Genomic DNA, 13,422 nt, shown 5'->3' with positions numbered 1-13,422 from the left:
CAAGATCCGCATGCTCCGTTTTCGCCCCCGGCGGCGGTGATGGACAAGCGCTGCCCTCGCGCCTAGTGCTGTGCGCACCACGACAGGAAACCGCACAACAGGAAACGGAGCCCGCGCATGACCGATGAGCGCCTGATCGTCGCCCTTGACCTGCCGGATGCGCTCCGCGCGCTTTCGCTGGTCGAGCGGATCGGCGATGCCTGCAGCTTCTACAAGATCGGGCTCGGGATGCTGACCGGCGGCGGGCTCGCGCTCGCCAACGAACTCAAGCAGGAGCACGGCAAGCGTATCTTCCTCGACATGAAGCTTTTCGACATCGGCGCCACGATCGAGGCGGCGGTGCGCGGACTGGCCGGTTTCGATCTGGATTTCCTGACCGTCCACGGCGATCCGCATGTGGTCGAGGCCGCAAGGCGGGGCGCCGAGGGCAGCAACATGAAGATCCTCGCGGTGACCATTCTCACTTCGCTCGACCGGGCCGATCTCGACGCGGCCATGATCCGCCCCGGCGCGATCGGGGATCTGGTCTGCGAACGCGCCGGGCGCGCCTTTGCCGCCGGGGCCGACGGGGTCATCGCCTCACCGCAGGAGGCCGCCCTGATCCGCGCCCTGCCGCTGGCGCGGGACCGGCTCATCGTCACCCCCGGAGTGCGTCCCGCCGACAGTGCCAAGGGTGATCAGAAGCGCACGGCGACGCCGGCAGACGCGATCGCGGCAGGGGCCGATCACATCGTCGTCGGCCGCCCGGTCTGGCAGGCGCCCGACCCCCGTGCCGCCGCCCGGCAGATCCTGGACGAGATGCGATCAGCCCCTGATTGAATTTCCGTGCCTGCGGGGGAACAATAACCGGAATTACTGCCCATCCGGGCATTCCGTGCTTTGCAAGCCCGTGCCGGATGTGCAGGCTGGATTCATCAGATACTCCATTTCCCTTTCGGCGGCTCCCGAACCGGAACCGTCGCCCCCCGCGATATTGCGGGGGGTCTTTTCTTTGCCCGCCAGCCCAGGCCCGCCCCCCGTGGCGCCACTGTTCCGCGGCTGGTCCCCGTGGTAAAGGACAGCCAGCAATCACCTGACGGATCGCTTCTGCCATGCAGTCCCTGTGCCGCGACTGTTTCGACTGTTCGGCGACCGGCCCGCGTTGCCCGGCCTGCGGCAGCCGCCGTGTCCTGCGTCATCCCGAACTGTTCGAACTCGGCATCGCGCATATGGATTGCGACGCCTTTTATGCGTCGGTCGAAAAGCGCGACAATCCCGCCCTGGCCGACAAGCCGGTGATCATCGGCGGCGGGAATCGCGGCGTGGTGCTGACCGCCTGCTATGTGGCCCGTATCCGCGGTGTCCGCTCGGCCATGCCGATGTTCCGCGCACGAAAGCTCTGCCCCGATGCGGTGGTGCTGAAACCGCGCATGGCGCTTTATGCCGAGGTCAGCCGCGAAATCCGTGCCATGATGGCCGCGCTCACCCCCGCGGTCGAGCCGCTCTCGCTGGACGAGGCGTTTCTGGACCTGACCGGCACCAGCCGCCTGCACGGCGCGCCGCCCGCCGTGGTGCTGGCGCAGCTCGTGCGGCGCATGCGCGAGGAGCTCGGCGTCACCGGCTCGATCGGGCTCAGCCACAATAAGTTTCTGGCCAAGATCGCTTCGGACCTCGACAAGCCGCATGGATTTTCCGTGATCGGGAAGGCCGAGACCGCCGGTTTCCTGCGTGACAGGCCGGTGAGCCTGATCTGGGGCGTCGGCCCGGCGACGCAGGCCGCGCTCGACCGCGCCGGCATCCGCGATTTCGCCGACCTCCTGCGCTGGGACCGCAGCGAACTCGTCGCCCGGTTCGGAGCGGCGGGCAACCGGCTCTGGCACCTGGCGCGGGGCGAGGATTCGCGCCCGGTCCGCGCCGATGCGCCGATCAAGTCGATCTCGAACGAAACCACCTTCGACGCAGACACGGGCGCGCGCGACATTCTTGACGGGCATCTCTGGAAGATGGCGGAAAAGGTCAGCGACCGGGCCAAGGCGCGCGACCTTGCGGGCCGGGTGGTCACGCTCAAGCTCAAGCGCGCCGATCATTCGATCCTGACCCGGCGCCAGTCGCTGGAAGAGGCGACGCAGATGGCCGACACGATCTATCGCCGGGCGCGGCATCTGCTGGATCAGGTCGGGGATCCGGGACCGTTCCGGCTGCTTGGCTGCGGGCTTTCCGATCTCGTCCCGGCGGATCAGGCCGACAAGTCGGGCGATCTGCTCGACCCCGGCGCGGCGCAGCGGTGCCGCGCGGAACGGGCCAGCGATTCGATCCGCGACCGCTTCGGCCCGGGCGCGATCCGCAAGGGCCGCGGCCTGCCCTGAAAGCGGACCGCCCCGGTGCTCAACCTGTGCTCACGCCATGCTCATTCGGCAGCCAGCGGCATCTCGTCCCGGCCGATGCGGGTGATGTCCCCGATCACGCCGCGCAGCAGGTTGCAGAACCCGTCGAAATCCGCATTCGGGCGGATGGACCGCTCGTCCATGTAAAGCGCGCGATCGATCTCGATCTGCACCACATGCTGGCGGAGCTGCGGATTGCCGTAGGTCTGCGCGACATATGCTCCGGCAAAGGGCGCATTGCGCGTCACGGCCAGGCCGGCGCGGACAAAGGCCGCCTCGATCCGGTCCACGATCCCGCCGTCGGCCGAGGCGCCGAAACGGTCGCCAAGAACGATCTGCGGCCGCCGCTGATCCGGCCGGACGGCCCCGTCCATGGCCTCGTGCGGCATCGAGTGGCAGTCGATCAGGATCGCCTGGCCGAACCTTGCCTGGGCCGCGGTCAGCAATGCCTGCAACTGTGCGTGATAGGGGTGCCAGTAGCGCTCGATCCGCGCGCCCGCCTCCTTGAGAGAAATCTTGCGGCTGTAGATCGCCCGCCCGTTCGCCACCACGCGCGGAATCACCCCGAGCCCCGACGCGACGCGCGGATTGTGCCAGAAACGGCGAACCCCCTCGATCAGATCCGGGTCGAGTTCATCGCTCGCGCGGTTCAGATCGACATAGGCGCGCGGCATGGCGGCGCTCAGCAGCGGGGCGCCGAACTCCGGCGCGCTGGCAAAAAGACGATCGACGAAAGCATCCTCGGAGGAGCGGATCGCATGTTCATCCAGCCGGCTTGCGCGCAGGAACTCCGCCGTATAGGTGCTGCCGCTGTGAGGAGAGGCGAACACCACGCCCGTGCGCAGATGAACCGGCTGAATCAGGTGGAATGCGGCGGTGCTCATGAACTCTCCTGTGCAGGGCGAGCATAGACCGGAACGCCGCCGCGCCAAAAGCCCTTGATCACCCCGGGAACTCCTTTTATAGACCCGATGCCGGCGCATGGCCCGCAAGCAGCCCCCTCATCGGGGTTCACAAGGGCGAGCGCAGGTATTCATGGGCGATTAGCTCAGCGGTAGAGCACTTCGTTGACATCGAAGGGGTCACAAGTTCGAACCTTGTATCGCCCACCATGGATTCACTGTTCCGGCCTGCCGGGACGCCCGCAGCATCAGGCGCCGGACCCGCGCCACAGGAACAGGAGAGACAGGCATGAAGGTTCGAAATTCGCTCCGCTCGCTCAAGAACCGCCATCGCGACTGCCGTGTGGTGCGTCGCAAGGGCCGCGTTTACGTGATCAACAAGACCCAGCGCCGCTTCAAGGCCCGTCAGGGCTGAACCGCCGCCGGTTCTTCAGGCAAAGGCCGCGCCTTCGGGTGCGGCCTTTTGCATTGGGGCGCCCGGTTCCCGACCGGACAACGCCGCACCGGCACCGAACGGGCCAAGGGGGAGCCGCCCCTGAAATGAAAACCGGCGCCGGAAAGCTCCGGCGCCGGTGATTCGTTTCGCAACTGCTGTCACGGGGCCCGGTCAGGGCCGCCGTCATTCGCAATCATTCGGCCGCGATCTGCTTCTCGACCGGCTCCACCCGAACGGCAGAGAACTTGAATTCGGGGATCTTCCCGTAGGGGTCGATCGCCGGGTTGGTCAGGATGTTGGCCGCCGCCTCGACGAAGGCGAAGGGCAGGAACACCATGTCGGGCGCCACCGCGCGATCGGCCCGCGCCATCACGCTGACCGAACCGCGCCGGGTCGTCAGGCGCACCAGATCGCCGGGCTCGACCCCGAGCTTGCGCAGGGTGGAGGGGTGCAGCGAACAGTTCGCCTCGGGCTAGATCGCATCGAGCACCCGCGAACGCCGCGTCATGGCGCCGGTGTGCCAGTGCTCGAGCTGGCGGCCGGTGGTCAGGATCATCGGATATTCCTGATCCGGCACCTCGTCCGGCGGCAGCACATTGGCCGGAGCGAACCGCGCCCGCCCGCCTTCGCGCGGGAAACCGTCGCCAAAGACGATCGGCTGCCCCGGATCCTCGGGCGACAGCGACGGATAGATCACCGACCCCTCGTTCTCCACCCGGTCCCAGGTGATGTTGTCGAGCGACCGCATGTTGAGCGCCATCTCGGCAAACACATCCGCCGGGCTCTCGTAGGTCCAGCCAAGGCCAAGGCGATTGGCCAGGTCCACGGTGATTTCCCAGTCGAGTCGCGTGTCGCCCGGCAGCGGCACCGCCGGACGGCCCATCTGGACCTGGCGGTTGGTGTTGGTCACGGTGCCGGACTTCTCGAAGAAGGTGCTCGACGGCAGGATCACGTCGGCATAGTTGGCCGTCTCGGTCAGGAAGATGTCCTGAACCACCAGATGGTCGAGCTTGGCCAGCGCCGCGCGGGCATGATCCACGTCGGGGTCGGACATGGCCGGGTTCTCGCCCATGATATACATGGCCGTGGTATTTCCGGCGTGAATGTCGTCGATAATCTCCGTCACCGTCAGCCCCGGTTCGGACGAGAAATCGCCGGATTCCCAGACCTCGGTAAAGGCACTGCGCACCCCGTCGTCCTTCACGCTCTGGTAGTCGGGCAGGAACATCGGGATCAGCCCGGCGTCAGAGGCACCCTGCACATTGTTCTGCCCCCGCAGCGGATGCAGGCCGGTGCCCGGCCGTCCGACATGGCCGGTCATGAGCGCCAGCGCGATCAGGCAGCGGGAATTGTCGGTGCCGTGCACATGTTGCGACACGCCCATGCCCCAGAAGATCATCCCGGCGCGCGCGCCGGCAAAGGTGCGGGCGACATCGCGCAGAACCTCGGGCTCGATGCCGCAGAGAGGCGCCATCTTTTCCGGGCTGAAATCCTTCAGGTGCGCTTTCTCGGCTTCCCAGTTCTCGGTGTAGGCCTCGATATACTGGCGGTCGTAAAGCTCTTCCTCGACGATCACATGCATGATCGCGTTCAGCATGGACACGTCGGCACCCGGGCGGAACTGCAGCATGTGCGACGCGAACCTGCGCAGGCCGACCCCGCGCGGATCCATCACGATCAGCTTTCCGCCGCGCTTGGCGAACTGCTTGAAATAGGTGGCGGCAACCGGGTGGTTCTCGATCGGGTTTGCACCGATGACGATCGCCACATCGGCGTTTTCGATCTCGTTGAACGTGGCCGTGACCGCGCCCGAGCCGACGTTTTCCATCAGCGCCGCGACCGAGGACGCATGGCAAAGGCGGGTGCAGTGGTCGACGTTGTTGTGACCGAACCCCTGGCGGATCAGCTTCTGGAACAGATAGGCCTCTTCGTTGGTGCATTTCGCACTGCCGAAGCCGGCCACTTCACGCCCCGGACGGCGCAGCCCGCTGGCGGCGAAATCGAGCGCCTCTTCCCAGCTGGCCTCGCGGAAATGGGTCTGCCAGTGTGCCGGATCGACGTTCAGCCCCTTTTCCGGCGCATCCTCGCGGCGGATCAGCGGCTTCAGCAGCCGGTGCGGGTGCTGGAGGTAATCGAACCCGAACCGTCCCTTGACGCAAAGCCGGTTCTGGTTGCTCGGCCCGTTCGCGCCGTCGATATAGCGGATCTTGTCGTCCTTGACCTTGATGCTGATCTGGCAGCCGACGCCGCAGAACGGACAGACGCTCTGCACCTCGCGGTCATAATCCTTGCTGTCGCCGTGCTCATGCTCGTCCATGATGCTGGATTCGAGCAGCGCACCGGTCGGGCAGGCCTGCACGCATTCGCCGCAGGCAACGCAGGTCGATTCGCCCATCGGGTCGTCGAAATCGAGCGCGGGAAGCGCGTCATGCCCCCGTCCGCCCATGCCGAAGACGTTGTTCACCTGAACCTCGCGGCAGGCCCGCACGCAAAGCCCGCACTGGATGCAGGCGTCCAGATTGACGCGCATGGCGACATGGCTGGCATCGAGCAGCGGAACCCGTTCGGGCTCGAGCGGCGGGAAACGGCTCTCGCTGACATCAACCATGTCGGCCATGTCCCAGAAATGCGAGGACCGGTCCCGGGCTTCCTCGCGCGCCGGCTGGTCGGCGGCGAGAAGCTCGATCACCATCCTGCGCGCATTTGCCGCACGAGCGGAATCGGTGGTGACCACCATTCCCTCGACCGGCTCGCGGATACAGGAAGCGGCAAGATTCCTCTCGCCCTCGATCTCGACCATGCAGGCACGGCAGTTGCCGTCGGGGCGGTAGCCGGGCTCGGGGCGGTGGCACAGATGCGGAATGATCAGGCCGCGCCCGTTGGCGACCTCCCAGATCGTCTCACCGGGCTGAGCCGTGACCTCTTTTCCATCCAGCGTGAATGTAATCGACTCGGACATTGGCGTCTCCCTTCTTGCCGCCTGTTGTATACAATACCGCACCGGGATGCGAGCCCATTCCGGCCCGTTCACGGACCGTATGCGCTCACTCTCCCGCGATCGCAGATGGCAAACCCCCCGCACTTCTGGTAAGCGGCATATCCGATCCGGATCATGTGCACCGGAACAGGAGCTTCACGACATGTTCCACATCACGCTCGTGCGTCATGGTCAAGCCAATACGCAGGCGCGCGACGAAGTCGAATACGACCGCCTGAGCGAACTCGGACACCGGCAGTCCGGCTGGCTCGGAGACCACCTGCGCGACTCGGACCACGACCATCCCCGGTTCTACACCGGCTCGATGCAGCGCCATCTGGAGACCGCAGGGAGCATGGCGCTCGCCGCCGACAGCATCGCCGATCCGCGGCTGAACGAACTCGAATATTTCACCCTCTCGCGCCTCATGCAGGAACAGCACGATTTGCCCCTGCCGGCCGCGCGCGAGGATTTCATCGCCCACCTGCCGCAGGTCTTCACCGCCTGGCATGACGGCATCATCGAGGGCGCGCCCGAAACCTTTGCCGCGTTTGAGTCCCGCGTGCGCGAGGCGCTCGACGACATCGCCGCCGGCAACGGGCCCGCCCTCGTCGTCACCTCGGGCGGCGTGATCGCCATCGCCATGCGGCTGATGATGGACCTCAACATCGCCACCACGGCGCGGCTTGCGCTTTCGATCATGAACACCTCGATGCACCGGCTGCTGCCGATCGGCGCCGTGCTCTCGCCGGTGCTGTTCAACTCCGTGCCCCATCTCGGCCTGCCCGACCGCCATTTCGCCCGCACCCATTTCTAGGGCCGCAGCGGAAGCGGTCTTCTTCTGGCGGGAAATATCCCCGCCGGAGGCATGAAGAATCGGCCCGTCCGCCTGCCGGGGCGCTACATCAGATCATCTTCCTCGTCGCCCGGGGAAATCCCCAGCGCATCGAGCCCGTTTTCCAGGTGATCGGGAAGGTGCGGGCTCCCCAGAAGGTAATCCGCGCAGGGCGTGGTGGCCTCCTGCTGCGCGGTCGTGATCGCCTCGTCCAGTTCATCGGCATCGAAACTGCCGCGCCCGATCCACATGATCGCGACAAGCTCGGCCTGCTCGTCCTCGTCCATACGTTCGATAAAGGCGCGCAGCTCCGGCTCCGACCGTCCGATCTCGCGCGCCATGAGCGCCACCTGCACCACCTTCTGCGGAGAAATTTCCATCTCGCGTCCCTCCCGCACCGGCCGCCCCGGACCACCGGACCCGAAAAACCAGGGCGGACGGGGCCGAATCTAGGCCGATCCGCATCCCGGATCCAGCCGCATCGGGGCGCCGCGCCGGAACGCCCCTGCCGCGCCCTGCCCGAACGGAACCCCTTGCACCTCTGCGCCTCGCGCATATAACGCAGCCAGCCCGGGCGCAGCCACGTGCCCGCAACCGGATCAGGAGGGGCCGCGCCATGCCGAAGCGAACCGACATCACGTCGATCATGATCATCGGTGCAGGCCCCATCGTCATCGGCCAGGCCTGCGAATTCGACTATTCCGGCGCCCAGGCCTGCAAGGCCCTGCGCGAAGAGGGCTATCGGGTGATTCTCGTCAACTCGAACCCGGCCACGATCATGACCGACCCGGAACTGGCCGACGCCACCTATATCGAGCCGATCACGCCCGAAATCGTCGCCAAGATCATCGAAAAGGAACGTCCCGACGCATTGCTGCCGACCATGGGCGGGCAGACCGGGCTGAACACGGCACTGGCGCTCGACGATATGGGCGTGCTCGAGAAATACGGGGTCGAACTGATCGGCGCGCGCCGCGACGCGATTGCGAAGGCCGAAGACCGCAAGCTGTTCCGCGAGGCGATGGAGCGCATCGGGCTCGAAAATCCGCGCGCCACCATCGTCACGGCCCCGACCCGCCCCGACGGGCGCAAGGATCTCGACACCGGGCTCGCCGAAGCCACGAGAATCCTCGACGAGATCGGCCTGCCGGCGATCATCCGCCCCGCCTTCACCCTCGGCGGCACCGGCGGCGGCGTGGCCTATAACCGGGACGACTATCTCTATTACTGCCGGGGCGGCATGGATGCCTCGCCCACCGGGCAGATCCTGGTCGACGAAAGCCTGCTCGGCTGGAAGGAATACGAGATGGAGGTGATCCGCGACGAGGCGGACAACGCCATCATCATCTGCTCGATCGAGAACATCGACCCGATGGGCGTGCATACGGGCGATTCGATCACCGTCGCCCCCGCGCTCACGCTCACGGACAAGGAATACCAGATCATGCGCGACGCCTCGCTCGCGGTGATGCGCGAGATCGGGGTCGAAACCGGCGGGTCGAACGTGCAGTTCGCGGTAAACCCGGCCGACGGACGCATGGTGGTGATCGAGATGAACCCCCGCGTCAGCCGTTCCTCGGCTCTGGCCTCCAAGGCGACCGGATTTCCGATCGCCAAGATCGCGGCCAAGCTCGCCGTCGGTTATACGCTCGACGAGCTTGAAAACGACATGACCCGGGTCACGCCGGCCAGCTTCGAGCCGGTGATCGACTATGTCGTCACCAAGATCCCGAAGTTCACCTTCGAGAAATTCCCGGGCTCCAGGCCCGAACTCAGCACCTCGATGAAATCGGTGGGCGAGGTGATGGCGATCGGACGCAGCTTCCACGAATCCCTGCAGAAGGCGCTGGTGTCGATGGAATCGGGCCTGACCGGGCTCGACGAGGTCGACATCCCCGGCGCGCCCGACCGCGCCGCGATCATCAAGGCGATCTCGGTGCCGACGCCCGAGCGGCTGCGCACCATTGCCCAGGCCATGCGCCACGGGCTTTCCGACAGCGAAATCCACGACGTGACCATGTTCGACCCGTGGTTCCTCGCCCGGCTGCGCGAAATCGTCGAGACCGAGGACCGGGTCCGCGAGACCGGCCTGCCGCAGGACGAGGCCGGCCTGCGCGCGCTCAAGCAGATGGGGTTCAGCGACGCCCGCCTCGCCCGCCTCGGCGGGCAGCAGGAAGGCGACATCCGCCGCGCCCGCCGCGCGCTCGGCATCCACGCGGTGTTCAAGCATATCGACACCTGCGCCGGCGAATTCGAGGCGCAGAATCCCTATCTTTATTCGTGCTATGAGACCCCGGCCATCAGCGCCGGGGCGGACGGCGGGGGCGATGTCGAATGCGAGGCCCGCCCGAGCGAGCGCAAGAAGGTCGTGATCCTCGGCGGCGGCCCGAACCGGATCGGCCAGGGGATCGAGTTCGACTATTGCTGCTGCCACGCCTGTTTCGCGCTCAGCAAGGCCGGGTTCGAGACCATCATGGTCAACTGCAACCCGGAAACCGTCAGCACCGATTACGACACGTCGGACCGGCTCTATTTCGAGCCGCTGACCTTTGAGCACGTGATGGAAATCCTGCGGGTCGAACAGGAACGCGGCGCCCTGCACGGGGTGATCGTGCAGTTCGGCGGCCAGACCCCGCTCAAGCTCGCGCAGGCGCTCGCGACCGAGGGCATCCCGATCCTCGGCACCACGCCCGACATGATCGACCTTGCCGAGGACCGCGAGCGGTTCCAGAAACTCGTGCAGGATCTGGGACTGAAACAGCCCCGCAACGGCATCGCGTCGAGCCATGCGCAGGCGCTCGAGATCGCCGAGGGGCTCGGCTTCCCGCTGGTGATCCGCCCCTCATACGTTCTGGGCGGGCGCGCCATGGAGATCGTGCGCGACCGTGCCCAGCTCGAACGCTATATCGACGAGGCGGTGGTGGTCTCGGGCGACAGCCCGGTGCTGCTCGACAGCTATCTTTCGGGCGCGGTCGAACTTGACGTGGATGCGCTCTGCGACGGGACGGACGTTCATGTCGCCGGCATCATGCAGCATATCGAGGAGGCCGGCGTGCATTCGGGCGACAGCGCCTGTTCGCTGCCGCCCCATTCGCTGCCGCGCGACATCATCGACCGCATCAAGGTCCAGACCGAGGCGCTGGCCCATGCGCTGAACGTGGTCGGGCTCATGAACGTGCAATTCGCGGTCAAGGACGACGACATCTACCTGATCGAGGTCAACCCGCGCGCGTCGCGCACCGTGCCGTTCGTCGCCAAGGCGACCGACAGCGCCATTGCCGCCATCGCCGCGCGCATCATGGCCGGGGAAAAGCTGGCCGATTTCCCGATGCGCCCGCCCTATGCGACCGATCAGGATTACGACACGCCGCTGCCGCTCGCCGATCCGATGACGCTCGCCGATCCCGACATGCCGTGGTTTTCGGTCAAGGAAGCGGTGCTGCCCTTTGCCCGCTTCCCCGGCGTGGATACGATCCTCGGCCCCGAGATGCGCTCGACCGGCGAGGTCATGGGCTGGGACCGCGACTTCCCCCGCGCCTTTCTCAAGGCGCAGATGGCTGCGGGCATGCCTCTGCCCTCCGGCGGGCGCGCCTTCATCTCGATTCGGGACGCCGACAAGACCGCGCTCATGCTCGAGGCGGCGACCATCCTCACCGGGCTCGGCTTCGAACTCGTCGCGACACGCGGCACGCAGGGATGGCTGGCCGAAAACGGCATTTCCTGCGGCACCGTCAACAAGGTCTACGAGGGGCGCCCCCATATCGTGGACATGCTGAAGGACGGCGAGGTGCAACTGGTGATGAACTCGACCGAAGGGGCGCAGGCGGTCGAGGATTCACGCGGTATCCGCTCGGTCGCGCTTTACGACAAGATCCCCTATTTCACCACCGCCGCCGCAAGCCATGCGGCCGCGCTGGCGATCAAGGCCCAGGCCGAGGGCAACGTGGGGGTAAAGGCGCTGCAGGGCTGATCGTCCGGGGCCGGCGCAGCAAGGGCGGGTGGTTCAGTGCAGCCGCCCGCCGATCGGCACCGGGCCGTCGGGCCCGACCAGCACCACCTCGCCGGCCTGATCCGGCAGCCCCAGCACGAGAACCTCGGACCGCACCGGGCCGATCTGGCGCGGCGGGAAATTCACCACCGCAAGCACCTGCTTACCGACCAGCGCCTCGGGCGTGTAATGCGCGGTGATCTGCGCCGACGACCGCCGCTCGCCGATTTCGCCGCCGAAGTCGATCCAGAGCTTGAACGCGGGTTTGCGCGCCTCGGGAAAGGGCTCGGCGCGGGTGATCTCGCCCACGCGCACATCGATCTTGAGGAAATCGTCAAAGGAAATTTCAGCCATCCGCCAGTTCCCTGCTGCGCCGGGCCGCCGCGGCGACCGCGCGTTTCATCACCGGCCCAAGCCCGCCTTCGTCGTCCATCAGAACCCGAAGCGCGGCTTCGGTCGTCCCGCCCGGGCTGGCCACACCGGCGCGAAGCTCCGCCGGGCTTTCATCGGCCCGCTGCGCGAGTTCCCCGGCGCCGGCGACCGTGCCCAGCGCCAGTTGCAGCGCAAGGTCACGCGACAGCCCCTCGGCCTCGCCCGCAGCGGCAAGCGTGTCGATCAGATGGAACACATAGGCCGGGCCCGAACCGCTCACCGCCGTGACCGCATCCATCTGCGATTCATCCTCGAGCCGCACCACGGCCCCGACCGCCGCCAGCAGCGCCTCGGCCATGCCAAGCCCCGCCGCGTCGGTCGCCGCATTGCCGATGATCGCGGTCACGCCGCGCCCGATCGACGACGGCATGTTCGGCATGGCACGCACCAGCGGCGTTTCCGCGCCCAGCGCCCGCTCGTAGGCCACCAGCGGAATCCCGGCGGCGACCGTGATCACAAGGCTGCGCCCCGCCCCCTCTGCCGCGCCATAGCGCGCGATCGCCGGCAGTGAATCGAACATGCCCTGCGGCTTGACCGCGATCACCACAGCCGCCGGATCCTCGGGCAGCGCGCCGTTGAGGCGCACCTCCTGCGCCTGCAGCCAGTCGGAGGGGTTATGGTCGATGACCGTGATCGCCTGCGGTGCCAGCCCGCGCGCCAGCCAGCCCTTCAGCATGGCCGAGCCCATATGGCCGCAGCCGAACAGCACCAGCCCGCGCCGGGCGATATCATCCATGCCCATCATGCGTGTCCGTAGGCTTCGGCCATGGCGACCTGCATCGCCTCGCGCGGTGAACGGTTGCTCCAGACCAGAAGCTGGATCGCCGGATAATAGCGCTCGGCGCTCTGCACGGCGGCACGGATCATGGTGTCGATCTGTTCGGGGCTCGCCACCTGCCCGCCGCTCAGCACAAGGCCATAGCGATAGACCATGAGCCGCTCGGCCGCCCAGTAGCTGAAGGTGCCGCTCCAGCAGGTCGAATTGATCCCGTTCAGCAATTCGTTCAGCCCGCCGAGCCGCTCTTCGGGCGGGTCCATCTCGAAGCTGCAGACCAGGCGCAGGCTTTCCTCGCAGGCGGACCAGTCGAGCGTGATCGAATAGCTGCGCCATTGCGCCTCGATCACCATCGCGATCTGGTCGTCGCCCAGCCGCTCGAACTGCCACTCCTGCTGCGCGGCCATCTGCTCGGCAATGTCGATCGGATGAAATTCCGATTCGATATAGGATTCATACAAGGCCATGCTGCAACCTCCCCATTCGCCAGTTGCACGGGACCGGTATCACCCCAGAACTGGCTACAATCGCTAACTGCCGAGGGCTCGACCCACAGCCATACAATATATGGTGGGCCGCAATGTTGCTTCTGGCAACCCCCAAAACTGGGGGAAGCAACGATAAGTTGTGGATAGAAGGCGCATTGGGCCGATATATCGTATGCCGCCCTCTGCCGAACGGCCCGGGAACAGGGCGGCACAGGGGCGGAACGCG

At 66.5% G+C, this 13,422-nt stretch carries 10 protein-coding genes, 1 tRNA gene and 1 pseudogene; 6 read left to right on the top strand and 6 right to left on the bottom strand.

Annotation, left to right across the window (positions count from 1 at the left end):
* Positions 1-117: 117 nt before the first annotated feature.
* Both pyrF and B0B01_RS07650 read left to right on the top strand, forming a co-directional pair.
* On the top strand, positions 118-819 hold the full coding sequence (gene pyrF / locus B0B01_RS07655) for an orotidine-5'-phosphate decarboxylase (protein WP_076649229.1): 702 nt from the start codon (positions 118-120) through the stop codon (positions 817-819).
* Between the two features lie 272 nt (positions 820-1,091).
* Positions 1,092-2,345: a DNA polymerase IV gene (locus B0B01_RS07650; protein ID WP_076649227.1), complete on the top strand. Its 1,254-nt coding sequence runs from the start codon at positions 1,092-1,094 to the stop codon at positions 2,343-2,345.
* Positions 2,346-2,386: 41 nt separating this feature from the next.
* Here B0B01_RS07650 and B0B01_RS07645 read toward each other — a convergent pair whose 3' ends face one another.
* Positions 2,387-3,247, bottom strand: a complete 861-nt coding sequence (locus B0B01_RS07645) for an N-formylglutamate amidohydrolase (RefSeq protein ID WP_076649225.1) — start codon at positions 3,245-3,247, stop codon at positions 2,387-2,389.
* Between the two features lie 153 nt (positions 3,248-3,400).
* Here B0B01_RS07645 and B0B01_RS07640 point away from each other — a divergent pair.
* Positions 3,401-3,475: transfer RNA gene (locus B0B01_RS07640), tRNA-Val, on the top strand.
* A gap of 79 nt (positions 3,476-3,554) precedes the next feature.
* A complete protein-coding gene (gene ykgO / locus B0B01_RS07635; protein ID WP_005850168.1) occupies positions 3,555-3,680 on the top strand; it encodes a type B 50S ribosomal protein L36 in 126 nt (41 codons plus the stop codon).
* Positions 3,681-3,894: 214 nt separating this feature from the next.
* Here ykgO and fdhF read toward each other — a convergent pair.
* Positions 3,895-6,660 (bottom strand): annotated as a pseudogene (gene fdhF / locus B0B01_RS07630) (formate dehydrogenase subunit alpha).
* Positions 6,661-6,841: 181 nt separating this feature from the next.
* Here fdhF and B0B01_RS07625 point away from each other — a divergent pair.
* Complete coding sequence (locus B0B01_RS07625) at positions 6,842-7,495, top strand: histidine phosphatase family protein (protein WP_076649223.1); 654 nt, start codon at positions 6,842-6,844, stop codon at positions 7,493-7,495.
* An 83-nt stretch (positions 7,496-7,578) separates the two neighbouring features.
* Here the strand turns inward: B0B01_RS07625 and B0B01_RS07620 are convergent, their stop codons facing one another.
* Complete coding sequence (locus tag B0B01_RS07620) at positions 7,579-7,893, bottom strand: DUF3775 domain-containing protein (RefSeq protein ID WP_076649221.1); 315 nt, start codon at positions 7,891-7,893, stop codon at positions 7,579-7,581.
* Between the two features lie 236 nt (positions 7,894-8,129).
* Here B0B01_RS07620 and carB point away from each other — a divergent pair, with 236 nt between their 5' ends.
* Positions 8,130-11,483, top strand: a complete 3,354-nt coding sequence (gene carB / locus B0B01_RS07615) for a carbamoyl-phosphate synthase large subunit (RefSeq protein WP_076649219.1) — start codon at positions 8,130-8,132, stop codon at positions 11,481-11,483.
* A 33-nt stretch (positions 11,484-11,516) separates the two neighbouring features.
* On the opposite strand, the gene B0B01_RS07610 is transcribed toward carB, so the two are convergent.
* Genes B0B01_RS07610 through B0B01_RS07600 form a run of 3 tightly spaced genes read right to left on the bottom strand, consistent with a single transcriptional unit; the run spans position 11,517 to position 13,175 of the window.
* Entirely contained in the window at positions 11,517-11,855 is a 339-nt protein-coding gene (locus tag B0B01_RS07610; RefSeq protein ID WP_076649217.1) for a tRNA-binding protein, read from the bottom strand.
* Positions 11,848-12,675, bottom strand: coding sequence for a pyrroline-5-carboxylate reductase (proC, locus tag B0B01_RS07605; protein ID WP_076649215.1), 828 nt, complete (start codon positions 12,673-12,675; stop codon positions 11,848-11,850). Before proC ends, B0B01_RS07610 begins: the two co-directional genes overlap by 8 nt.
* The gene (locus B0B01_RS07600) at positions 12,675-13,175 is read right to left on the bottom strand and encodes a type III secretion system chaperone family protein (protein WP_076649213.1); all 501 of its coding nucleotides are present in this window, start codon (positions 13,173-13,175) and stop codon (positions 12,675-12,677) included. Before B0B01_RS07600 ends, proC begins: the two co-directional genes overlap by 1 nt.
* Positions 13,176-13,422: the final 247 nt, after the last annotated feature.

The sequence above is a fragment of the Pontibaca methylaminivorans genome, assembly GCF_900156525.1.
GTDB lineage: Bacteria > Pseudomonadota > Alphaproteobacteria > Rhodobacterales > Rhodobacteraceae > Pontibaca > Pontibaca methylaminivorans.
Note: the sequence above shows the minus strand (reverse complement) of the source record. Positions and strands in the feature narration are given on the sequence as shown.